Below are 24,020 nucleotides of genomic sequence, written 5' to 3' on the forward strand. Positions count from 1 at the left end.
AACTTCTTTAAAACCAGCTTAGTTCATTTCTGAGAAAGTAATTTAAATGACTTTCTCTCCAGTTGCAGCTTCTACATCTTTCCAGAAACTTGGGTAGGATTTATTCACTACTGAAGGGTCTTTAATGATGATTTCTTGCTGAGTGCAGAGCGGAGCAAAAGCCATGGCCATTCGGTGATCTTCGTAGGTTTGAATCTCAATAGGCTCTGAAGAAGTTTCAAATTTAGATCGTACTTCAAATACCTCTGGTTCAACTTCCTTCAATTTCACCTTGAATTTTTTGAGCTCCTTTTTGAGGGCTTTCACACGGTTGGTTTCTTTAATGCGAAGGCTTTCAAGGCCTGTCATGGTGCATTTGATCTTTTTAACTGCACAAACCACCGCAATAGTTTGGGCAAGGTCTGGGCAATCGGTAAAGTCGAAATTTACCTCTTGTGTGTGTGGGATTTTCTGAAGCACAACGCCATCTTCTTCAAAAGTGCTCATAACGCCCAATTGGTTCATCATATGCACAATAGCAATATCGCCCTGAAGTGATTTTTGTCTTAAGCCTTTCAGTTTCACGGTGGCTTCTTCGGCCAAAGCTACAAAACTGTACCAATAGCTTGCTCCTGACCAATCAGATTCAACTACATATGGGTAGGTTTTGTATTCTTGAGGCTGGATTTCAATGGTGTTGTTGGTCCAGTTGGCTTGCACTCCAAAAAGGCGCATCATGTCTAGCGTCATTTGCATGTAAGGCCTTGAGCCAATTTTTCCTTTCAATTCAAGTTGAAGGCCTTCTGGTAGTCTTGGCGCAATCATTAGAATGGCCGAAATAAATTGACTACTTACATCTCCTCTCATTTTAATATGAGTGGCCTTTTGTTCGGTGATTGGCTTAACTTTTAGTGGAGGGAATCCCTCTTCTCCCAGATATTTCACTTTAGCGCCTAAGGTTTTTAGCGCATCTCCCAAAATCTTGATAGGCCTTTGTTGCATTCTAGCTGTTCCTGTTAAGGTGCGAGCCGTTTCGCTTACAGCGGTAAAAGCTGTTAAGAAGCGCATTGTTGTGCCAGCATCCAATACGTCCAAAGTTTCATCTTCGCTTGCCAATAAACGGATCATCGTTTGGGTGTCGCGAGCTGCTGAAAGGTTTTCGATTTTCGAAAGGTTTCCCGATAAAGCGTTGATGATTAAGGCACGATTGCTCTCGCTTTTCGAAGCGGGAAGCGGAATGGTTACCTGATTTAACTTGGTGATATGTTTCAGGTGAAGCTGGTCGGTAGTCATTGTTTGAGTTTGGTGAAATAGAATAAGGAGTCGATAACGTCTTTCTCGTCTACAGCAATGTCGTAAGTAGCCTTACCCACAGCCTGAAGTAGAGAGTGATTGAGGAGGTTGTTGCGGTTCTTTTTGTCTTGGTACATCAGTTTGATAATGCCCGTGAAATCCTCTTTTGCAATGTTAATTTCGGGATAAATCTTGAGAATGGAACCAGAAATTTCATCAAGATTTTCTTCAGAAAGCCCCAACATCTTTTTTGACAAATACGCTTCACAGATCATTCCAATTGCGATGGCTTCGCCATGAAGTAGCTTGTTTTGGGTGCTGAGATAATAGCTTTCTATACCATGGCCTACAGAATGGCCAAAGTTTAAGATTTTCCTAAGTCCAGCTTCTTTAGGGTCGGCTTTTACCACTTCGTTTTTGATTTGAACCGAATGGGCAATGATCGCCTCCCAATGTTCGGTGTCAAGTCCAGAAGCGATGATTTGCTCGTAGTAATCAGAGTCGGCAATAAGTCCGTGTTTGATTACTTCGGCAAAACCCGATCTTAATTCGCGTTGGCTTAAGGTTTTGAGAAAAACAGAGTCGATGAGTACTGTTTCAGGTTCTTGGAAAAAGCCAAGATGGTTTTTAAAACCCATAAAATCGATACCCAACTTACCACCCACGTTGGCATCTACTGCTGCCAAAAGGGTGGTAGGTATGTTGATGAATCGGATGCCTCTTTTATAAGTGACCGCACAGAAGCCACCCATATCGCCAATTACGCCTCCGCCCAAATTAATGAGCAAAGCCTTTCTATCGAAAGCATGGCTGGTAAGCTGTTCCCAAATGTGTTCGCAGGTTCTGAGATTTTTATGCTCTTCGCCCGACTGAATTTCAATCAGTAAATGTTCAGGAAGCAGTCCTTCTACAATAGGGTAACAATGGGCTTTTGTGTTCTCATCGACAAGAACTGCCAATTTGGAAAACCCGATGGAAGCCAATGCAGAAGGAAGGCTTGATTCAATGGTATCTATTTCGATTTTACTCATGCTTTAACAGCAGGACGGTTTTCTTTTAGTTGAGCTTCTTGCTTTTTAACCGATTCCTCATGGATGGCAAATAAAAAGCTTTTCATGAACTTCTCAGTCATGTTTTTCTTAACGCCTTCGTTAATTCTTGTTTCCATTACTTCTTGCCAGCGACTCGGTTGATAGACGGCCAGGTTGTGCTCGCGCTTATACTCCCCCACCTGTTCAATCACCCTAAACCTTTCCGCTAGAAGCTCTAAAATTTGTGAATCCAATAGGTCTATTTTCTGACGGAAAGTTTCAAGTTCATTCAAAACTTCAGGATGTTCATCGGCAATTTCTCTAAAAATCAGGCTTTCGTAAATGATTTTTAAAGTGTCAGGCGTGATTTGCTGTTTGGCATCACTCCAGGCTTTGTCTGGCTCATTGTGTGTTTCAATCATCAAACCATCCAAACCGAAGTTGATCGCTCTTTGACTTACTGCACCAATAATTTCGCGGGTTCCTGAAATGTGGCTAGGATCGCAGATTACAGAAATGCCAGGGATCATACGCTTAAGGTGAATTGGCATAGACCATTCAGGTTTGTTGCGGTATCTCTTTTCGTATGGATCAGAAAAACCTCTGTGAATGGCTGCTACTTTTTTAATTCCAGCTTTGTTAAGTCTTTCAAAAGCACCTAACCAAAGTTGTAAATCAGGATTGATAGGGTTTTTCACCATTACGGGAACGTCCGTGCCTTTTAGGGCTTCACAAATTTCTTGTACCGAAAAAGGGTTAACGGTGGTTCTTGCTCCAATCCAAAGCACTTCAACGCCTGCCTTTAGAGCGGCTTCTACATGTTTTGTTTTGGCTACTTCTACCGTAACAGGAACATTCAAGATGTCTCTGGCTGCCTGAAGCCATTCTAAGGCTTCGGCACCAACGCCTTCAAATGAGCCTGGGCGAGTACGGGGTTTCCAAATTCCGGCTCTGAAAAGTTCTACCGGGCTTCCTTTTAGTCCCTTAGCGATTGCTTCAATCTGCTGAGGACTTTCTGCGCTGCAAGGGCCTGCGATAAGCACATGCTCGGATAATCCGAGGCCCCAGTCTTTAATGTCGATGATGTCCATAATAAAGTAAAATCAATAAAAAAGCCCGGCTCTGTCGAACCGGGCTACTAAATGTCTTTTTTCATTTTTTAATGATAGCACAGGCTCGACCTCATCCGAGTTCTAAAGTAAAAAAAGTAATAAAAGTATGCCTTTGCTATGTTCATGGCATAAACATAGACATCTCAGAATTAAGACAAAACATTATTTTGAAAAATGTTTTTCAATCGATTGCAAATTCTCGAATGTTTTTCGGGTTTGTCTTGGGTTGTTGTCAATTAGAATGTTGGCTTATTTCTTTTCTACCAGAAGAAATGTGGTGGAGTTGTCAGGATGGTCTTCAATGTTTTCTGCAATGATTAAAAGCTGACCTCCCAAAAGAGCTTCTTTACTGGCAATAACCCCAGCATTCTTTTCTCTATTGTTGTTTAGTTCTTGAATAGCTCCAGCCGTACTTGTGCTCGAGATGAAGGTGATGTGGCTGAATTTGGAGAAGTACTTTTGTGTTTCTTTAATGGCCATAGGGTGCGAATAGATTTTTCGCAAGTTTTCTAGGGTAGTAGGTTTTGGGCTGCCCAAGCAAAGGTGAATCGGAAGTTCAAATTGCTCGATTATGTTGAGGCCAGAAGATTTAATTCGTTCTAGGTTGTTGCTTACAAGCCCTGAAGTATTGTTGCTTACACCTATTAGCGCCTTTTCAATCTTATCTCTATTTAAAGCATTAAAGATTTCATCGAAAGAACTGAAGAAGGTGTGGCTTAAATGTGGAATATGCTTTTGTCGGGCAATGTCATGATATGTGTTTGCTGGGCCTAAAAGTCCTAGTTCAGTCATTGGGTTGGTTTTCTTGGGTTTTATCAAATACGTTGCTTTGAATACGAACGGATTGTTGGTGAATTTGTCGGTAAAGATCGCGAATAAATTCGGGGTCTAATTGCATGCTCTTGGCCCATTCTGGTCGGCTTTGCAAAATTTCTTTCCAGCGGCTAATCTGAAATATGGCTACGTTGTTGGCTTTTTTATACTCGCCAATTTTTTCTACTAAACTAAGCCTTCTGGCAATGGCTTCTAGAATTTCTCTGTCGGCTTGGTCAATTTGCTCCCTGATGGTTTCTAACTGATTGATGTACAATTCGTCTTGAAAACTGCCGTCTCTCAAAACCAAATTTTGAAGCAATTGATTGAAAGTTTCGGGTGTAACCTGTTGTTGAGCATCACTTAAGGCATTTGCTGGAGAAAAGTGAGTTTCAATCATTAAACCATCAAAATTGAGATCTAGCGCATGTTGAGAAAGTTCAGCAATCATTTCTCTGTTGCCTCCAATATGGCTTGGGTCACAAATCATAGGTAGGTCAGGGAATTCACTTTTTAGCTCCATTGGAATTTGCCAAAGAGGAGTATTTCTAAATTTGGTCTTTTGAAAGGTTTGGAAACCACGATGGATTACCCCGAGATTCTCAACATCACATTTTTGCAATCTTTCCAGCGCGCCTTTCCATAAAGATAAATCAGGGTTGATAGGGTTTTTCACCAAAACAGGAATCTTTACACCTCGAAGTGATTCAGCTAATTCCTGAACATTAAATGGATTTACAGTAGTTCTGGCACCAATCCACAACATTCCTACATTATGCTTTAAGGCTATTTCTACATGTTCGGTTGTGGCTACTTCTGTGGCAAATTTAATGTTGAAGTGCCGTACTGCTTTTTCAATCCAAGTAAAGGCTTCTTTGCCGCGGCCTTCAAAGGTTCCGGGTCTGGTTCGTGGTTTCCAAATTCCCCCTCGTATAAAATCTATTTTTGAAAGGTTAAGCCCTTCCAAAGTTTTAAAGAACTGATCATGGCTTTCAACGCTACATGGGCCAGCAATAATCAGCGGACGGGAAGTTTTTTTAGAATGCTTTAAAGTCATGATTCTTAAGCTTTACGGCTCATCCATAACAAAGGTAGGAGAGTATTGGTTTGTTGCTATATTTGCGCAATTTCTAAAAGCCTATGGAGTTAAAAAAATTCGTTGATTTCGATAATCTGACAAATGCCTTTGCAGCGCGTACTGATGAGGATTTGAAAAGCGCTCATTTTATCTTTTCTACCATGAAATATCCATGGTTGGTAAAAATGGGAACTACTGCTACCAAACTTTCTTTAAGTATGGGTTTGCCAGTAAAGGGTTTGATCAGAAAAACGATTTTCAACCTGTTTTGTGGAGGAGAAACCTTAGATGGTTGTCAGCGTGCTACCAATCAATTGGCCGCCTTTAATATCGGAGCAATTTTCGATTATTCTGTGGAGGGCGAAAAAACTGAAGAGGGTTTCGATGGCACTGCTCAAGAAATTATGCGGACTATTGAAAGGGCTGGTGAATATGAGTTTATTCGCTTTTCTGCCTTTAAAGTAACGGGACTCGCACATTTCGATTTGCTAGCGAAAATTCATGCAGGCAAAACCTTAACCGAAAAGGAGGAAGCAGCTTTTGAAAGGGTGAGAAAGCGTGTAGATATGATTTGCGCTGAGGCAAAGCGAAAGGATGTTTCAGTTTTGATAGATGCCGAAGAAACCTGGATTCAAAAGCCGATTACTGACCTTACCAAGGAAATGATGGCCAAGTACAATACTGAAAAGGCCTTGATTTACTATACCTTCCAAATGTATTGCCATTCTATGCTAGGGCATTTGAAAGAAATGCATGCTGAATCCAAAGAGAAAGGTTATAGGTTAGGAGCAAAGTTGGTTCGTGGCGCTTACATGGAAAAAGAAAGTGAGAGAGCCGAAGAAATGGGTTATCAAGATCCGATTCAGCCTAGCAAAGAAGCGACTGACAGAGATTATGATTTGGCCACCAAATATTGCATTGAGCATATCACAGATATTGGTTTGTTCTCTGGGTCACATAATGAGAAGAGTAACTACTTAGTAACGCATTATTTAGAAGAATTTGGTTTGCCAAGAAACGATCACAGAGTATACTTTGGCCAGCTATATGGAATGAGCGATCATATTTCGTTCAATTTGGCAGCTGAAGGTTATAATGTAATCAAGTATGTGCCATACGGTCCAATCAAAGCTACAATTCCTTATTTAATTAGAAGAGCAAATGAAAATACTTCAGTTAAAGGTCAGAGTGGGCGAGAGTTGACTTTGATTAGTAAGGAAATGGAGAGAAGAAAAGAAGCCAGGAAAGAACTGGCTCATCAAGATAAATTTTAAAAAAGAAGCCGTTTTAAAAGTAAACGTTGTTCTGAGTCAATTGGGAATAATTTAAAACTTTTAAAACGGCCTTTTTATGTTAGTTATTCGAGCGGGAAATAGGGACTTCAACCACGCGAATCACATCTTTGCCATTATGGTCAGCCGATTTTTCATCTAACTTTATTTCGTAAAGCTTTTTCGCCCCCACCTTTTGCTCAGTGGAAATTGGGGTTTCATAAACTTCTATAACTTGTGGGTTTCCACTTAGGATGATTTCCTGCTCACCAAATTTATTTTCTGAAACCGTAAGAGAATCTGAAGCCATATAAAAGGTCTTACTTTGAATGGACTCGATTTCTACATCTAGGTCAATCACAAGCTCTTCTTCTTCGAAAACAATTTCCTCAACTTCGTCTTTAATTGTTGGTTCCATTTCTTCGGTACAAGCAAAAGCAATGAATAAAGCCGCCAAAATGGGCAGTGCAAATAGGGGTTTTAATTTGTTCATGATATTTGAGTTTATAGTTTGTATCATTTTTAATCTTTTGTGAATAGGGTGCTGGCCAAAACCAGAAATCAAACTGGGGTTGATTTTTGAGAGCGTAAACAGCAACAATGACTTTTGGTAAGTCTTTGCGTCAGACTTGTTTAATGCGTAATTGTCGGCAATGAATTCATGCTGAAGCTGTGCGGATTTGATATAGAAGTAACTAAAAGGATTGAACCAATACACACATTTCAATAGCTCAAAAAGGATGATGTCGATGGTGTGTTTGCCGTCAATGTGAGCAAGTTCGTGTGCTATAATCTGTTCTTGAAGAGCTCTTTCTGAGGCTAGTTCTTTGCCAATGTAGATGGTGTTTAAAAAGCTAAAGGCCTCTTTTTCTTCTATTTCTACAATTTCAATATGTTTCTTTTGAAAGGAAAAGTTTTTACCCAACCTTCTTTTTACCAAAGCAAGCTTGAAGACTAATACAGCAAGGGAAATGGTAAGCCCAGCAATGTAAATCATTCCTAATGGCAAATGAAAAGCTGCAGGATTGGCAGTGTCTGTAGCCAATTCGCCACCATTATTTAAGCCCATTCCAGCTTCAGTTTGAGCGGAAGAGAATAGTGTCCAGCTGGTTTCGAAGTTTAGCAATGGAATGAGAATGGATGCCAATACAGAACCGAGAAGATAGAACCGGTTAATGGAGAGCAGTTTTTCGCGATGCAAGAACAGCCAATAAAAGCTGTAAAATGCGGCAAGACAAATCGAGGATTCTAATAAATAGCTACTCATCGTCTTTCAGTTTTTTCATCAAATCTTCAACCTGCTCTATATCTAGTTTCTTTTCCTGCACCATAAATGAGAAAAGCTTTTCGGCCGAGCCCTCGAAATAATTGCTCAAAAATCCATTCATGAAATTTCGTGTATAGGCTTTTTTAGGCACTGCTGCTGAGTAGGCGAATGTGTTGCCCATTTTGGTTCTGGTAACAAAACCTTTGGTTTCCAGAATTTTCAAAAACGTACCTACCGTATTGTAGGCAGGTTTTGGTTCAGACATTTCGTCCACAATGTCTTTAATAAAAAGCTGCTCGTGTTCCCATACGATCTGCATAATTTGTTCTTCTGCTTTGGTTAAGTCTTTCATAGTTCCTAATTATTTAGGAAAAATCCGAAATGATTCGGAGTAATCCTAATTTTTTAGGAGTAAATTTTTCTGACTTAAACACATCGTGGTTAATTGTTTAATAAATGTGCATGAATCACTAACTTGCGCTCCGAAAATTTGAGACGATGCAAATCTTAAGCGAACAGGAAAAAATCAGGAGACAGGAAAGAGAAGAGCTCCAAAATTTGGGAATCAATCCCTACCCGTCAGAAACTTTTGAAGTAACCGCCTATTCTAAGGAAATAAAGGAAGGTTTTGAACAAGAGCCTGATCGCTTTAAGGAAGTAAGTTTGGCCGGTAGAATGATGAGCCGTAGAATTATGGGATCTGCTTCTTTTGCAGAAATTCAGGATTCACAAGGGCGAATCCAATTCTATATAGCTCGTGACGAGGTTAGCCCGGGCGATGATAAAACACTTTACAACACCGTTTTCAAGAAAACATTGAGTATTGGTGACTTCGTAGGGATTAAGGGCTATGTTTTTAAAACTCAGGTAGGAGAAATTTCGGTACACGTTACCGAACTTACTGTGCTTTCAAAGTCCTTGAAACCGCTTCCATTGCCAAAAACCGATGCAGAAGGAAAAGTGCATGATGCTTTTACAGATCCAGAACAGCGCTACAGACAACGCTATGTGGATTTGGTGGTGAACCCTCATGTTAAAGATACATTCGTAAAACGTACACAATTGGTGAATTCAATGAGAAACTTCTTGGCTGAAAAAGGCTATTTGGAAGTTGAAACACCAATTCTTCAGCCGCTTTATGGTGGTGCTGCAGCGCGTCCGTTCAAAACGCATCACAATACTTTGGACATGACGCTTTACTTGCGAATTGCCAACGAACTTTACCTGAAAAGACTTATTGTGGGTGGTTTCGATGGCGTTTTCGAATTCTCAAAAGATTTCAGAAACGAAGGAATGTCTCGATTCCATAATCCAGAGTTTACCCAAGTTGAGCTTTATGTTGCCTATAAGGATTACAATTGGATGATGGATTTGGTGGAGGCCATGATCGAAAAAGTGGCGATGGACCTTCATGGAACTACTGAAGTTCAGGTTGGAGAAAACAAAATTAATTTCCAGCGTCCGTGGAAGCGTTTCACCATGTTCGAGGCGATTGAACATTTCACAGGTGTGGATATTTCTGAAATGGATGAAGCTGCTCTACGAACTACTGCCAAGGAACTGAAAGTAGATGTGGACGACACTATGGGAAAAGGTAAATTGATTGATGAGATTTTTGGAGAGCACTGCGAGCCTAAATTGATTCAGCCTACTTTCATTACGGATTATCCTGTGGAAATGTCGCCATTGGCTAAAAAGCATGCTGACAAAGAAGGTTTGGTAGAAAGATTCGAAGCCATTTGTAATGGTAAAGAAATCTGTAATGCATTCTCTGAATTGAACGATCCAATCGACCAACGCCAGCGTTTTGAAGAACAACTTGAGCTAGGCAAACGAGGAGACGATGAGGCCATGGTTCTGGACGAAGACTTTTTGAGAGCTTTGGAATACGGAATGCCTCCAACTGCTGGGTTGGGAGTAGGAATTGATAGGTTATCAATGATTATGACGAATTCAAAATCGATTCAGGATGTATTGTTCTTCCCTCAAATGAAGCCAGAGAAAAATTTGAACATAGAATTGAGCGAAGATGCCAAAGTAATTCTAGAAGATTTGAAGAAGGAAGGAACGATGGAGCTAGCCGCATTAAAAGAGAAGGCTGGCCTTTCGAACAAAAAATGGGATAAGTCGATTAAAGAGCTAACTCAAAATGGAGTTGCCAAAGTTGAAAAAACAGAAGAAGGGTTATTCGTTCACGCGGTTTAACCGAACTTCTCTCTAAAATATAAAGGCCCGATTTTCAGTAAGTCGGGCCTTATTTTTTGTCTCGAATTCTTAAAGAGTTCCTTTCGTGCTGGGGAGCACATCCATTTCATCGGGGTTCCGCTTCACGGCCATTTTAATGGCTTTGGCGAACGCTTTAAAAATGGCTTCAATTTTATGATGCTCATTTTGGCCTTCTACCTTAATGTTCAAGTTGCATTTGGCAGCATCGCTAAATGATTTAAAGAAATGCATAAACATCTCGGTTGGCATGTCACCCACTTTTTCACGATTGAATTCAGCCTCCCAAACCAGCCACGGCCTTCCGCTAAAGTCAATGGCGACTTGTGCTAAGGCTTCGTCCATTGGCAAAAGGAAACCATAACGATTGATTCCTTTTTTGTCTCCAATGGCTTTCGCGAAAGCTTCGCCCAAAGCCAAAGCAGTATCTTCAATGGTATGATGTTCATCGATGTGTAAATCACCCTTCACCTTAACCGTCAAATCCGAACCGGAATGTTTCCCCAACTGATCGAGCATATGATCGAAAAAGCCAAGTCCCGTTTCATTGTTGCATTGGCCAAAACCATCTAAATTAAGCTGAACCAGAATATCGGTTTCTTTGGTTACGCGGTGAATTTCTGAAGTACGTGGAGGCATTTGAAGAAACTCAAAAATCTCATCCCAGCTTGTCGTGGTTAACGCAGCTCTTTCGTTCGCTTCTTCGGCAATATAAATCGCTTTTGCACCTAAGTTTTCTGCAAGCTGAATATCAGTTTCTCGATCTCCAAAAACATAAGAGTTTTCCAGATCGTATTCCCCATTCATATAGTGTGTCAGTAAGCCTGTACCAGGTTTTCGCGTTGGAGCATTTTCGTGGGCAAAAGTTTTATCAATGCAAATCTCATCGAAAACAATCCCTTCGTTTTCCAGCGTTTTGAGCATTTTGTTGTGGGCTGGCCAGAAAGTTTCTTCAGGGAAAGAATCCGTTCCCAAACCGTCTTGGTTGGTTACCATTACCAACAGATAATCTAGCAGTTCGGTAATTTTTCTGAGGTTGCTAATGGCGCTTGGTAAAAACTCTAGCTTTTCCAGAGAGTCCACTTGCTGATCCGTAACTGGTTCAACGATGATGGTGCCATCTCGATCTATAAATAATATTTTCTTTTTCATGGTTTGGTTTCTGATTTAGTATGGTTGACGAGTGATTGATTCAGTTATAACTTCAGTCTTTCTTTTAGAGGTCATACTGAACTTGTTTCAGTATCCGTCAATTACGGCAAAAGTAAATGAGGCCCTGAAACAAGTTCAGGGTGACTGCATTACTCCCCTCATTGCCTCAATTAATATTCTATTCTCTTGCTTAGTGCCAACAGTGATTCTGATTCCTCCTTCGCAAAGCGCTACTCTTGATCTATCGCGCAGAATGATTTTCTGATTGATCAGCTGATTGTAAACCTCTGTAGCCTTCTCCACTTTCACCAAGAAGAAATTTGCATCCGTTGGACAAACCTCTTTGATCAGACTTAGGCTTGCGAGTTCTTTGCCTAAAATTGCTCTGTTCTCGAGAATCTCATCCACCATTTCATCTTTAGCTACTGAATTTTCCAGCGCTTCTAAAACGGTTTTTTGTACCAATCCGCTCAAATTATAAGGTGCTTTGATTTTATTCAAAATGCCGAGAATTTCCGCAGAAGCAAATGCCATTCCTACCCTTAAAGCGGCCAAGCCCCAAGCTTTACTGAAGGTTTGAAGTACTAGCAGGTTGGGGTAAACCTTCAGTTTCTGAATAAAACTTTCCCTTTGGGTGAAATCCACGTAGGCTTCATCCACTACCACAATGCCATTGAAACTGCGAATTACCTCTTCAATCTTTTCGAGTGAAGCATCATTCCCGGTTGGGTTGTTGGGCGTACAAATGAAAATCAGTTTGGTGTTTTCGTCTATCGAAGCTTTAATAGCTTCCACATCCAAATCATATTCTGGGGTCAGAAGTACTTCTTTTACCTGAATATTGTTGATGTCTGCACTCACTTTGTACATGCCATAAGTGGGTGGATTGATAATTACATTGTCCTTGCCTGGATCGCAGAACGCCCTGAAAAGTAAATCGATGGGTTCATCGCTTCCATTGCCAAGAAAAATGTTTTCCGCTTGGGTTTTCTTCAGCTCAGCAATCTTCAGTTTTAGTTCCTTTTGGTAAGGATCAGGATAACGGTTCCATTTTTCAGCAGTAATCGATCCAAGAGGGTTTTCATTGGCATCTAGAAAAATACCTTCACTGCCCTTATAATCATCTCTGGCCGATGAATACGGCACCATATTGCGAAGGTGCGGCCTTAATAATGCGTTTGGATCAAACATCTCTCAAAGATTTAAGCCTTAACCTCACAGCATTTTTGTGCGCTTGAAGCATTTCTGCTTCTGCCATTTTTTCAACCACTGGCCCTAATTTCTCTAGGCCTTGAGGAGTGATTTGTTGGTAGGTGATTTTCTTTACATAACTATCTAAAGAAACACCACTATACATTTTTGCATAACCGTTGGTTGGTAGCGTGTGGTTGGTTCCAGAAGCATAATCACCTGCTGATTCCGGTGTGTAATTTCCTAAGAAAATAGAACCTGCATTGATAATTTGATCGGCTGCTTTCCAAGGTTCTTCCACGGATAAAATCAAGTGTTCAGCTCCGTATTCGTTTAATAGATCAATGGCTGATTGTTGATTCTCCATCACAATTGCTACGCTGTTTTCCAAAGCTTTGGTAGCAAATTCTGCGCGTGGTAAAACGGAAAGTTGATCTTTCAGTTCGGCTTGAACTTCATCAATGATCGTTTGATTAGAAGCGACAAGAACCACTTGAGAATCCACGCCATGCTCAGCTTGCGAAAGCAAATCGGCAGCGACAAAAGCGGGAACCGCAGAGTCATCAGCATAAACGGCAACTTCAGATGGGCCAGCAGGCATGTCGATGGCAATGCCATACTTGGTGGATAATTGCTTTGCCGCGGTAACGTATTGATTTCCTGGGCCGAAAATTTTGTTCACTTTAGGGATTGACTCCGTACCGAATGTCAATGCGGCAATGGCTTGTGCTCCGCCAACTTTGAAGATTCGAGTAACGCCAACCAGTTGTGCCGTAAAGAGAATCGAAGGATTGATTTTTCCTTGTTTATCGGGTGGTGTACACAGTACAATTTCTTTACAACCAGCAATTTTTGCAGGCACGGCCAGCATTAAAACGGTTGAAAATAAAGGAGCAGTTCCTCCGGGAATGTACAGCCCGACTTTTTCAATTGCCACGGATTTTCGATAGCAATTAACTCCAGGCATGGTTTCTACCTGAAGTGTCTCACTTTTTTGTGCTGAATGAAATGCTTCAATGTTCTGTTTGGCAATTTGAATTGCGTCTTTCAGTTCTTGAGGAACTTGCTGAATGGCTTCTTCAATTTCCTTTTCAGAAACATTGAAAGTTTCTATTTCAACACCATCAAATTTTTGAGTGAAAGCTTTTAATGCCGAATCACCATTCGTTTTTACTTCTTCCATCACGGGCTTCACAATGGCTTCAATGGTTTCCAGATCCAATGTTGGCCGTTTTAGCAGCTCTTCCCATGAGCTGCGATCAGGATTGATTACAATTTTCATAGAATCATTTTTTCGATTGGAACAACCAAAATGCCCTGCGCTCCCGCATTTCTTAAGTCTTCAATGATTTGCCAAAAATCATCTTCCTGAATTACGGAATGTACCGAACTCCAGCCTTCTGTGGCTAGCGGTAGAACGGTTGGGCTTTTCATGCCAGGCAGAATTTCAATGATGTCATCCAGTGAATCATTTGGCGCATTCAGCAAAATGTACTTGTTGTTTTTAGCCTTTTGAACAGCATCAATGCGAAATAATAAGCGTTCCAAGATCACTCTTTTTTCTTCGCTTAAGCCTTTATTGGCTAAAAGCACAGCTTCCGACTTATAAATCACTTCTACCTCCTTTAAGCCATTGCTTAATAAGGTGGAACCAGAACTCACGATATCGCAAATGCCATAAGCTAGGCCGATGCTCGGTGCAATTTCAACCGAGCCGCTAATTTCATGGATGTCAGCTTTTACATTGTTTTTAGCCAAGTAATCGCCAAGGATTTTTGGGTAAGAAGTAGCCAAGCTTTTTCCTTCAAAATCTTGAATACCGTTATAAGTCTCGCTTTTATCGATGGCTAACGAAAGGCGGCATTTGGAAAAGCCGAGCTTTTTCACCCATTCAACTTCTTTGTTTTTTTCTTCAGCTTCGTTGGCGCCAACAATGCCAATATCGGCAATACCATCTTGCACATAACCTGGAATATCATCATCGCGAAGGAAAAGGAATTCCATAGGGAAGTTAGAGGCTTCGGCCTTCAATTTGCCTGTGCCGTTGTTTACTTTAATGCCGCATTCTTTGATTAAGGAAAGTGAGTCTTCGCTCAATCGGCCGCTTTTCTGAATGGCAATACGTAATGTGTTTTTCATGATTTCTCTTGCTAAGAATGATTGAAAAAGGGTTTAGCCATCGAACGAAATTTCTCGGAAGAATATCATTCTGAACTTGCTGAAGACCTCTTTTGTAATGGCAATTAGTGTTTCTACAGATCCTGAAACAAGCTCAGGATGAATGAATTAAATGCCAAGAGGTCAATCCTTTTCAAGCCACGCTTAAATGTCTTGATTTATTTTGAATGAAATTTGATTTGATCGTATGTACCGACAGTAACTGCCGGGCAGGGGTATATAATAATCTCTCTTACGAGAGATGATGGAAATGATGCACGTGATGTGCAGAAGTGAAAACGATATGTGAGTTTTTCAACATCAGGGGCAAAGATAACCAAGATGCTTTATTAGTCAAGGCAATTGAGGTTACATTTCTGTTAACTGAAAGGAAAGGTAGTTTATGAAAGGGGCACGGAAAAAAATTCGGCATTAGTTGAAAAAATAAGGATGGGCGGAAACGTATCCTCCGCCCGGCCCCCTTCACCTAAACATAAATAGAGCGATCAGCTTAACTCCTCTGAGTTGCTTTCTCGTGATTTATTTCATTCTGAAGATTAGCGATGGCCGCTTTCAATTCTTCTTTATAACTATCATTCGGGAATCGCTGAACTATGCAGGTTGGAAAACCAGAGGGCAATGCTGCACCAAAATAGTAGTGCATGTAAAGCGCATAGTAGTTTTTTAAATATTCATTTTGCGATTCAATCAGCTCATTAACCGTATTTGTAAGCTCGGAAATAGCGGCTTTGAGTTGTTGTTTATAATTCTTGCTCGGAAATTCCTCCAAAATGTTAGTAGGAAAATCAACCGGTAACTTTGTGCTATAAGCATAATGCGTGTAAAGCACATAATAGTCTTTCAGGGTTACCTGATCGTTTTCAACCGTACTGTACGTAGGAGGAAAACACCCTTTCGTAGTTTCGGAGGAAATCTCCATTTTGTGATCTAGAACATGTCCATTCATTGTGTGTGGCTTTAGTTGAGGTCTGTCTTGTTGATGAGTGTGTGAGTCTCTCGTTTGTCTTGATTCAAATTTGGGTTCTTTTCTTGGAAGAGAAATCGAGCGAAAGGATGAATCATTCAATACCACTTTTTAGGTATTGAAAGCTTTCCGATGGCCTGGCTTTATGAACAAAGAATGAGTTTTCAGGTTTTCTTTTCGGTAGTCATGATTTTGGCTCCTAATCATCAACCTATGAAGAAGTTCTATTTTAAAATAGCCATGTTTTTAATGGCCTTGGTTTTCGTTTTGGTGGGCTGTCAAAGTGAAAAAGGCAAAAGCACATCCAATGAACAACTGTGTTTCCAGAGTGAAACATTTTTTGAAGATGAACCCAATACCAAAGATGTTTTGAGCCTGGAGTTGAGTATTGATGGTGAAAATGTGACAGGTAATTACAATTGGCTACCAGCTTTTAAAGATCAGCGAAAGGGTACTTTGAAAGGAACCATCCACAATAATGTGATTTCTGCAAAATATACTTTTAGTCAAGAAGGTGTTGAAGATGTGGCTTCAATTAAAATAGAGCTGGAAGGCGACCAAGCTATAGTTTCTGGAGGCGAGACTTCTTTAGGTTTGGCGGCCACACTTCCCAAAATCAATTGCAAAGATTAACCTAATCTTGACATTAAAGACGAACTAAGCTTCGTCTTTAATCCTTATTTTCAAAGGAAAACCAACGTTTACATGCTAACCCAACTACCACTGATAGACCGTGACCTGAGTTGGCTTTCTTTCAATAAAAGAGTTTTGGAAGAAGCCCTCGATACCAATTTGCCCATTTACGAGCGTATAAAGTTCATGGCCATTTATTCTTCAAACCTCGATGAATTTTTTGGTGTTCGCGTAGCTGCCATTCGTACTTTGGCAGGTTTGGGAAAGAAGAAGATTGAAAAAGAGCTGGACTTCGATCCGCGTGCTCTACTTAAAGATATTCTGGAAGAAGTAAACTGTCAGTTGAATCAGTTCGGAAGCATTTTTAGGGCAGAAATATTGCCAGCTCTTCAAGCTCATGGTATTCATTTATATTATAATGAACCTCTTTTGGAGACGCATCGAGATGAAGTGACGCACTTTTTTAAAACCAAAGTGTTAGCAAATATCCAACCCGTATTCTTCCACACTGCCGAACATATTTTTCTAGAAAGCAACAGGCTTTATTTTGTGGTTTGCTTGCGAAATCAAGTAGGCGGAAAGGAATATGCGCATGTGAAAATTCCTGCGGATGAGGTTTCAAGATTCAAGGTTTTATCCGCTCAGAATGGCTTGGAGCACATCATTTTTCTGGACGACATAATTCGTGAAAATCTAGATTTTGTTTTTGAACACTATCAAATTGAATGCTGCTTTAGCGTAAAGGTGAATCGCGATCAAGATGTCAGCCTTGAAAAGAAGATCAAAGTGAGCATGGTGGAACGAATCAAGAGGCAGTTGGAAAAGCGAAAAGTGGGTGTGCCAACGCGCTTTCTATACGATGCGGAAATGCCTGACGAATTGCTGGCTTTACTCACAGAAAAGTTCAACCTAAAGAAAAAAGAATTGGTTTCTGGTGGCAGGTATCACAACCTGAACGACCTTTTTAAATTGCCGAATCCGAAAGGTGCTGAGCTGAAGACAAAAGGATTAGCGCCTATCAGTTTGTCTGGACTAGAAAGTGAGCGTTACCTCTTCGATGCCATCGACAAGCGTGATCGAATGCTTCATTTTCCTTATCAATCATACGATTACATTCTTAGGTTTTTCAACGAAGCGGCCACCGATCCGCGAGTAACTGAAATTCGCGCCACATTATATCGAATTGCGGCAAATTCCACCGTGGCGCAGTCCTTTATTACAGCCGCTAAAAATGGGAAGAGGGTTGAAGTTTTTGTAGAACTGAAGGCCCGGTTTGACGAAATCAACAATATCCGATGGGCTCAAAAAATGGAAGATGCTGGTGTAAAAGTGACGTACAGCATGGAAGAGTTGGAGGTTCATGCCAAAGTAGCTGTGGTTACGCGGAAAATGGATGGAGAAGAAAAGCGCTATGCCTATTTTGGAACTGGCAACTTCAACGAAAATACCGCTGGCGTGTATGCAGACCAAGGTTTGCTTACTTGTCATTCTGAAATGACGGAAGAGCTCTATCGTGTATTTGATTTTCTTCAATATGGAAGGGAAATTCAGACGCCTCTTTACCATTTGATGGTGGCAAGGGTGAATATGCTTGAAGAAATGTCGTTCAAACTGGATCGTGAAATAGCAAATGCGAAGCTAGGCTTAAAGGCTCATGCTACAATAAAGTTGAATAATCTGGAAGAAGAACATATGATTCAGAAGTTGTATGAGGCCAGTCAAGCTGGTGTTCAAATCGACTTGATCATTCGCGGGATTTGTAGGTTAAGACCTCAAATGTTAGGCTACAGCGAGAATATTCGAGCAGTTCGTGTGGTTGATAGTTTCTTGGAACACGCCCGGATTTTCAAATTTCATAACAATGGAAACGAAGAGCTTTATCTAGGTTCTGCGGATTGGATGCATCGAAATTTGCACAATCGTATCGAGGTGAATTTCCCGATTTACGATAATGAAATTCGAGAGGAAATAGAGACGGTTCTGGAACTTCAACTTAAGGATAATACAAAGGCTCGCCTTTTAGATTCTGAATTGAACCACCATAAAGTGGAACTTCCTGGAAGTCCGGTACGGTGCCAAAGAGATTTCTATTCTTTTTTAAAGAATAAGGCTTAGGCTAGTTTTTGATAATAGAGTAAACCAAATCCAACGCTTTTTTATCGGGTAGAGAAACAGATTTTACTTCTGAATCCAGAATCATAATATTAGAGTTCTTCAAGTCATATTGGGGCCAAATAGGCAGCTCTTTGCCATTTGGGTTGCCTGTTTTTATGAAGTTAGCCCAGTAGGTAGACATGGCTTTTTCCAAATCATGATCGGCCGCTTGCCATGGTCTATTCACAAACTCTAAATTATTATAAGCGTAAGGTACATCACCAGTATGGAAGGCCCCGTAGTTGGCGTATTCACCTTCTCCGGGTACTTTTCTTTTGAATCGATAAACATATGTATGTCGATTGGCTTGTTCAGCTTGAATATTTGCCCAAGCGTAATTCTGAACTCCAAACATCACATCTCTTGAGAATTCTAACTGTGATCTTTCGGCAACATCATCATTCGTAGCGGGGTAAAATAAAAGTAGGTCATCAGCTGTCTCTCCATATTGACTTTTCATTCGCTGCTTATATTGTTGCGCATTTACAACGGGTGAAAGCATCAGTCCTTCATCTTCCGTCCAACCAGTCAACAAATCCACAGGATTTTGCTTTTCCTTCTGGAAGATGTCAAGAATTTGTTCGGGCAAAACATAGCCATCTACAATTGGTCCTCTACTTACTTGGGCTCTCATAAGTTCTTGATCGGGTAGCGATCGCAGAGTTTTTAGATCTGGAGCATTAAGAGCAATGGCGGCTGTTTGGCCAATTTTCTCAGCCTCTTTCAAAGTCATTTGTCCGCCTGAAAGATTGGCTCCGCTGTGCGCAATAGCTCTTTTGAAAAGCCCTTTGGCTAAAGGGGAAGCAACCAGCGCATTTACACTCATAGAGCCTGCTGATTGCCCTGCAATGGTAACATTGCTTGGGTCGCCTCCAAAAGCTTCAATGTTTTCTTTTACCCATTTTAAAGCTGCAATCTGATCCATTAAGCCATAATTTCCGGAAGCATTGTGTTCCGACTCTTTGCTTAATTCAGGGTGAGCCAAAAATCCAAAAATGCCGACACGGTAATTTATGCTTACAAAAACAATGTCTTTTCTGGCCATCGCTTCTCCGTTATAAATGGGAACTGCACTGCCTCCTGTCATAAAACCGCCTCCATAAATCCAAACTAAAACAGGTTTGTTCTTTTGGTTGGAAGAAGACCAAACATTCAGGTATAAACAGTCTTCTTCGATTGGTTCGACAGGAATCAAAAACTCTTCGCTCCACATACTGAAAGGTGCAGGTTTCCCTTGCATTGGACTTGGCCCAAAGTCAGTACATGATAAAACGTCTTTCCATGGTGTTACTGGTTGAGGTTCTTTCCACCGTAAATCGGCCAATGGTGGTGCTGCGAATGGAATGCCTTTGTAGATGTTGATTTGGCCATCTGAAGATTGAACGCCCCTGATTTTTCCAGAAGTGATTTGAACAACTTCTTGTGCTGAAACTGAAATCGAAAGAAGGAATAAAAAGCAGAATAGATTTTTCATGTGAGGCGCGTTTATGAAGAACTAATTTTAGAAAAATTAATTGAAATGAAACCGAATATCATGATCGAACGGTGAATTTCTCCTTTCATAAACCATTGTGTTGGCTTTGGTTTGCAGATGCGTAATTTAGCTTTTCAAGAACTCCATTTTGAGTTCTGGATTAACGCATATCATAATGAAACGAATCACCTTAAGCACATTGGCTTTGGCCTGCCTTTTCTCATGTGCAAAACCCGAAAACCAAGAAGTAGCAAGTGTCTCAAAAGATCAATCTTTGAAAGATTTTAGCACTTACTGTAACCCCATCGATATCGACTATTCTTACATGTCGCATTACCGTGCGGAAAATAATGTATCGTACCGTTCTGGAGCCGATCCGGCCGTAGTCAATTTTAAAGGGAAGTATTACATGTTTGTGACGCGTTCTCATGGTTATTGGGCTTCCGATGATATGAGCAATTGGCGATTTATCAGGCCTCAGAGCTGGTATTTCAATGGGAGTAATGCTCCGGCAGCGGCTGTCCGAGACGGAAAAATCATTGTTTATGGAGATCCATCCGGAAGAGGAGCCGTGATTGAAACCGATAATCCAGAGTTAGGCAATTGGACAACCAATTTTGCGGTGCTTAATACGCCAAACGGAATTCAAGATCCCGATCTATTTGTGGACGATGATAATAAGGTGTATCTGTATGAAGAGTCTTCAAATGTAAATCCTATTCGTGCGGTAGAACTTGATGCGGACAATTATTATGTGCCAAAAGGCGGAGAAACTGATTTGTTTTTCCTTGATCCAGAAAAGCATGGTTGGGAGCGTTTTGGACAAGATCACAGATCGGATATTGGGCCATTTATTGAAGGGCCTTGGATGGTAAAACATGGCGATACTTACTACTTGGAATATGGAGCGCCAGGAACTCAGTGGAATGTGTACGCTGATGGAGTCTATACCAGTAAAAGTCCGTTAGGCCCTTTTGAATATGCGCCTTACAATCCAATTTCTTATAAACCTGGTGGATTCTTGAAAGGTTCTGGCCACGGTAGCACGGTGAAAGATAACAACGGAAATTACTGGCATTATTCAACCATGGCCATCTCTGTGAATTATAAGTTCGAACGTAGAATAGGGATGTATCCGGCTGGTTTTGAAGATAATGGACAAATGTACGTAAACACCGCTTATGGAGATTACCCTCATTATTTGCCAGGAGCTGAAGTGGAAGATCATAAGGAAAGGTTTACGGGTTGGATGTTGCTTTCGTACAAAAAGCCTGTGAAAACAAATTCACCAGTGGTGAAAAAGGATATTAACGTGGTTGATGAAAGTGAATCAGGTTATATGCTAGGCCAAATCAAAGATTTCAACATTGATAAAATCAACGATGAAGAAATCAGATCATACTGGGTTTCTGAAGCCAATAATGATTCAATTTATGTGGAGGTCGACCTTCAAAAGCCGATGGATGTGAAGGCGATCCAGATTAATTTTCAAGATTTCAACAGCAAGATTTTTGGCCGCCCAGATACCTTGAAGCAACAATTTGTAATTGAAGGTTCTTTGGATGGTAAAAACTGGGATGTAATAGCCGATTATTCTAAAAATGAGCGCGATATGCCTCATGCCTATATTGAATTGGAAGAATCAGCAGAAGCAAGATATATTCGATATAACCATGTGTATTGCACAAATGAGTATTTGTCAATTTCTGAATTCAGAGTTTTCGGAAAAGGCAAAGAAGCTAAACCTGCTACACCAGCTAATTTTTCAGCGAAGCGCCAAAGTGATAGAAGAAACACAGATTTGACTTGGGATAAAGTTGAAGGCGCTACTGGTTATGTGATTTATTGGGGCATTGCTAAGGATAAACTGAATCTATCGGCACTCATGTATGAGCAGCCAAATTATGAGCTTCGTGCATTAAATACCGATCAGGGCTACTATTATCAAGTGGAGGCCTTTAACGAAAACGGTATTTCCACCCGAAGTGAAATTCTATACACCAAGTAAAGTTTTTCAGGCTCTATGTTAGAATAGAACTAAAGCCTTTTTTATTGTCTGCTTTATGTTATAAGGGCAGGTAAGCTTTTCAATGGAAAGGAATAGAATTGCCTTACATAATATTTAGGTTGAGTTTAATTTTTCTGTATTATATTTTTCCTGTTCACAATCAAAAATGAATTTCATGTCAGAGAATTTTTCGAGTACCCGATACGACAAAATGCGATATGTACGCTGTGGAAGAAGCGGTTTGAAGTTGCCGGCAATTTCTTTGGGGCTTTGGCAAAACTTTGGTGGTGTCGATAACTTCGAAAAGGGAAGAGAAACTATCCGCTATGCCTTCGATCAAGGGATTACTCATTTTGATTTGGCCAATAATTACGGCCCGCCTCCTGGTTCGGCTGAAGAAAATTTCGGACAGATATTGAAGAAGGATTTTTCAGGAAACCTCAGGGATGAACTGGTGATATCAACGAAGGCAGGTTACACCATGTGGGATGGCCCTTATGGTGATTTCGGATCCAGAAAATATTTGCTTTCCAGTTTAGATCAGAGCTTGAAACGGATGAATTTGGACTACGTGGATATTTTCTATTCGCATAGGCCCGATCCAGAAACACCTTTGGAAGAAACTATGGGTGCTTTGAGTTCGGCTGTTCAACAGGGCAAGGCGCTTTATGTGGGTATTTCTAACTACAAGGCTGAGGAAGCAGCCAAAGCCATTCAGATTTTAAAGGAAAATGGTACGCCATGTCTTATTCACCAGCCAAAATATTCCATGTTTGTGCGATGGGTTGAAGAGGGCCTGTTGGACTTGTTGGAAAAGGAAGGAGTGGGCTGCATTCCATTTTCACCTTTGGCGCAAGGGCTTTTGACGGATCGCTATATTAAGGGAATACCTGATGGATCTCGAGCTTCAAAATCATATACCGAATTCAGCAAAGTTGGAATTGATGAAAAAACCAGATCTAAAATTGTAGCACTGAATAAAATTGCTATTAAAAGAGGTCAATCGTTGGCTCAAATGGCTATTTCTTGGCTCATGAAAGATAGCCGAATAACCAGTGTTTTGATTGGTGTAAGTTCAAAAGAACAGTTGAAGAATAACTTGGAAGCAGTTGATAAATCTGAATTCTCAGAGGAAGAGCTTAAGGATATCGAAGCAATTTTGTCCAATTAATAAAAGCATATGAAATACAGATTAAAATTCGGTGTGATTAGCCCCAATCTTGAATAAACCATTGGGGCCATTTTTTCATCTAAGCTTTCAGAATAACATCCAACATGACGAATACTCAACCCAAGCCACTGGTTAGAATTGGCTCTATGCTTCTCGACCATGTGGTCATGACTTTTGCTATTTTTCCATTCTCTATACCCGTTTTTATTTCGACTTTCTCCCGCTCGATGAATATGAGCCATGTGCCGCAATCATATGATATGTTCGGTTCGTGGATGTACCTGATTCTGATTGGATTTGCCCTATATTTTTGTAAAGATTGCATCAATGGAAGAAGCGTTGCAAAAAGAGCTTTGAACCTTCAAGTGGTTGATTATAAAACTGGCGCTGTAGCTTCTCCACTAAAGTGTTTTGTGCGAAATATCTTCTGTGTCTTTTGGCCTATTGAAGTGATTGTGGCTCTTGTAAATCCTTCGAGGCGTATTGGCGATTTTGTTGCAGGAACGAGCGTGGAGGTTTATAATGCTGAAATTGATCAGCCAAAACCGAAGTTTGCTCAAGCTTTGCTGTCTGTAGTTATTGCTTACGTTATGCTGCTTATCGTTATACTTCCTGTTAACGCGGCCATGAATCAATTCGCGAAACCTGATGTCGTTGTAGTGGAAAGCTCAATCAATGAATCTGCTGCTCGAAGAATTACAACCATATTGGAAGAAAACTATGGCAATAATCTTTCTGCCGATGTTCGGGTTTATGATCAGATTGAAGGCGATAGCGATATGGCTTATATATCGGTAATTATCGATTTGAAGCAAGATTATTTTGAATATGATAGCGACTATAAAAGCTTGCAAAATGCTGTCGAATCAGTTTTGTATACGCAATATCAAAAGGAAACCTTTGTGGGACAGGTGAAATATGTTTACAAAGCTCCGGGTAGATTCGAAGCCCGAACTACTAAGCTTGACTGGCGAATTTTGAACTGATCAAGAGAATATTCAATCTGATATTAGAGGAATTGCTGAAAA

Annotated in this window: 20 protein-coding genes; 7 read left to right on the top strand and 13 right to left on the bottom strand. The window is 40.6% G+C overall.

The genetic code is table 11. The features are described 5' to 3' along the window. Nucleotides 1-42 precede the first annotated feature (42 nt). The 5 genes from ACXACJ_RS01120 to ACXACJ_RS01140 form a co-directional block, all read right to left on the bottom strand. On the bottom strand, nucleotides 43-1,272 hold the full coding sequence (locus tag ACXACJ_RS01120; RefSeq protein ID WP_475132416.1) for a 3-phosphoshikimate 1-carboxyvinyltransferase: 1,230 nt from the start codon (nucleotides 1,270-1,272) through the stop codon (nucleotides 43-45). Then, the gene (gene aroB / locus ACXACJ_RS01125) at nucleotides 1,269-2,303 is read right to left on the bottom strand and encodes a 3-dehydroquinate synthase (protein ID WP_475132417.1); all 1,035 of its coding nucleotides are present in this window, start codon (nucleotides 2,301-2,303) and stop codon (nucleotides 1,269-1,271) included. The genes ACXACJ_RS01120 and aroB overlap by 4 nt, the downstream gene beginning before the upstream one ends. After that, nucleotides 2,300-3,397 (bottom strand): chorismate mutase, encoded by a 1,098-nt coding sequence (locus ACXACJ_RS01130; RefSeq protein WP_475135061.1) that lies wholly within the window; start codon nucleotides 3,395-3,397, stop codon nucleotides 2,300-2,302. Before ACXACJ_RS01130 ends, aroB begins: the two co-directional genes overlap by 4 nt. Nucleotides 3,398-3,664: 267 nt before the next feature. Next, complete coding sequence (locus ACXACJ_RS01135) at nucleotides 3,665-4,207, bottom strand: prephenate dehydratase domain-containing protein (RefSeq protein ID WP_475132418.1); 543 nt, start codon at nucleotides 4,205-4,207, stop codon at nucleotides 3,665-3,667. Continuing rightward, nucleotides 4,200-5,285 (bottom strand): chorismate mutase, encoded by a 1,086-nt coding sequence (locus tag ACXACJ_RS01140; protein ID WP_475132419.1) that lies wholly within the window; start codon nucleotides 5,283-5,285, stop codon nucleotides 4,200-4,202. Before ACXACJ_RS01140 ends, ACXACJ_RS01135 begins: the two co-directional genes overlap by 8 nt. 83 nt (nucleotides 5,286-5,368) lie before the next feature. Between ACXACJ_RS01140 and ACXACJ_RS01145 the strand changes: the two genes are divergently transcribed. After that, nucleotides 5,369-6,580, top strand: a complete 1,212-nt coding sequence (locus tag ACXACJ_RS01145; protein ID WP_475132420.1) for a proline dehydrogenase family protein — start codon at nucleotides 5,369-5,371, stop codon at nucleotides 6,578-6,580. A gap of 79 nt (nucleotides 6,581-6,659) precedes the next feature. On the opposite strand, the gene ACXACJ_RS01150 is transcribed toward ACXACJ_RS01145, so the two are convergent. Beyond that, nucleotides 6,660-7,844 (bottom strand): M56 family metallopeptidase, encoded by a 1,185-nt coding sequence (locus ACXACJ_RS01150; protein WP_475132421.1) that lies wholly within the window; start codon nucleotides 7,842-7,844, stop codon nucleotides 6,660-6,662. After that, the gene (locus ACXACJ_RS01155) at nucleotides 7,837-8,196 is read right to left on the bottom strand and encodes a BlaI/MecI/CopY family transcriptional regulator (RefSeq protein ID WP_475132422.1); all 360 of its coding nucleotides are present in this window, start codon (nucleotides 8,194-8,196) and stop codon (nucleotides 7,837-7,839) included. The genes ACXACJ_RS01150 and ACXACJ_RS01155 overlap by 8 nt, the downstream gene beginning before the upstream one ends. Before the next feature lie 146 nt (nucleotides 8,197-8,342). Here ACXACJ_RS01155 and lysS point away from each other — a divergent pair, with 146 nt between their 5' ends. Next, nucleotides 8,343-10,049 carry a lysine--tRNA ligase gene (gene lysS, locus ACXACJ_RS01160; RefSeq protein ID WP_475132423.1) on the top strand — a complete coding sequence of 569 codons (1,707 nt, stop codon included), beginning with the start codon at nucleotides 8,343-8,345 and terminating at the stop codon, nucleotides 10,047-10,049. Nucleotides 10,050-10,118: 69 nt separating this feature from the next. Here lysS and hisB read toward each other — a convergent pair whose 3' ends face one another. From hisB to ACXACJ_RS01185, 5 genes are all read right to left on the bottom strand, one after another. After that, entirely contained in the window at nucleotides 10,119-11,219 is a 1,101-nt protein-coding gene (gene hisB, locus ACXACJ_RS01165; RefSeq protein WP_475132424.1) for a bifunctional histidinol-phosphatase/imidazoleglycerol-phosphate dehydratase HisB, read from the bottom strand. 135 nt (nucleotides 11,220-11,354) lie between these two features. Further along, complete coding sequence (gene hisC / locus ACXACJ_RS01170) at nucleotides 11,355-12,410, bottom strand: histidinol-phosphate transaminase (RefSeq protein ID WP_475132425.1); 1,056 nt, start codon at nucleotides 12,408-12,410, stop codon at nucleotides 11,355-11,357. After that, nucleotides 12,403-13,692: a histidinol dehydrogenase gene (gene hisD / locus ACXACJ_RS01175; protein WP_475132426.1), complete on the bottom strand. Its 1,290-nt coding sequence runs from the start codon at nucleotides 13,690-13,692 to the stop codon at nucleotides 12,403-12,405. The genes hisC and hisD overlap by 8 nt, the downstream gene beginning before the upstream one ends. Then, nucleotides 13,689-14,549, bottom strand: a complete 861-nt coding sequence (gene hisG, locus ACXACJ_RS01180) for an ATP phosphoribosyltransferase (RefSeq protein ID WP_475132427.1) — start codon at nucleotides 14,547-14,549, stop codon at nucleotides 13,689-13,691. The genes hisD and hisG overlap by 4 nt, the downstream gene beginning before the upstream one ends. A gap of 529 nt (nucleotides 14,550-15,078) precedes the next feature. Beyond that, entirely contained in the window at nucleotides 15,079-15,534 is a 456-nt protein-coding gene (locus ACXACJ_RS01185; protein WP_475132428.1) for a hypothetical protein, read from the bottom strand. A gap of 150 nt (nucleotides 15,535-15,684) precedes the next feature. On the opposite strand from ACXACJ_RS01185, the gene ACXACJ_RS01190 reads away from it, so the two are divergent. Both ACXACJ_RS01190 and ppk1 read left to right on the top strand, forming a co-directional pair. Further along, on the top strand, nucleotides 15,685-16,185 hold the full coding sequence (locus tag ACXACJ_RS01190) for a hypothetical protein (RefSeq protein ID WP_475132429.1): 501 nt from the start codon (nucleotides 15,685-15,687) through the stop codon (nucleotides 16,183-16,185). 72 nt (nucleotides 16,186-16,257) lie between these two features. Beyond that, nucleotides 16,258-18,300 carry a polyphosphate kinase 1 gene (gene ppk1, locus ACXACJ_RS01195; protein ID WP_475132430.1) on the top strand — a complete coding sequence of 681 codons (2,043 nt, stop codon included), beginning with the start codon at nucleotides 16,258-16,260 and terminating at the stop codon, nucleotides 18,298-18,300. Between the two features lies 1 nt (nucleotide 18,301). Here the strand turns inward: ppk1 and ACXACJ_RS01200 are convergent, their stop codons facing one another. Further along, complete coding sequence (locus tag ACXACJ_RS01200; RefSeq protein ID WP_475132431.1) at nucleotides 18,302-19,813, bottom strand: carboxylesterase/lipase family protein; 1,512 nt, start codon at nucleotides 19,811-19,813, stop codon at nucleotides 18,302-18,304. Between the two features lie 175 nt (nucleotides 19,814-19,988). Between ACXACJ_RS01200 and ACXACJ_RS01205 the strand changes: the two genes are divergently transcribed. The 3 genes from ACXACJ_RS01205 (at nucleotide 19,989) to ACXACJ_RS01215 (ending at nucleotide 23,978) form a co-directional block, all read left to right on the top strand. After that, nucleotides 19,989-21,821, top strand: a complete 1,833-nt coding sequence (locus ACXACJ_RS01205) for a family 43 glycosylhydrolase (RefSeq protein ID WP_475132432.1) — start codon at nucleotides 19,989-19,991, stop codon at nucleotides 21,819-21,821. A 175-nt stretch (nucleotides 21,822-21,996) separates the two neighbouring features. After that, nucleotides 21,997-22,992, top strand: coding sequence for an L-glyceraldehyde 3-phosphate reductase (gene mgrA, locus ACXACJ_RS01210; RefSeq protein ID WP_475132433.1), 996 nt, complete (start codon nucleotides 21,997-21,999; stop codon nucleotides 22,990-22,992). A gap of 104 nt (nucleotides 22,993-23,096) precedes the next feature. Then, nucleotides 23,097-23,978: an RDD family protein gene (locus ACXACJ_RS01215; protein ID WP_475132434.1), complete on the top strand. Its 882-nt coding sequence runs from the start codon at nucleotides 23,097-23,099 to the stop codon at nucleotides 23,976-23,978. Nucleotides 23,979-24,020 lie beyond the last annotated feature (42 nt).

The organism is Roseivirga sp. AWQ4_251 (genome assembly GCF_056158225.1).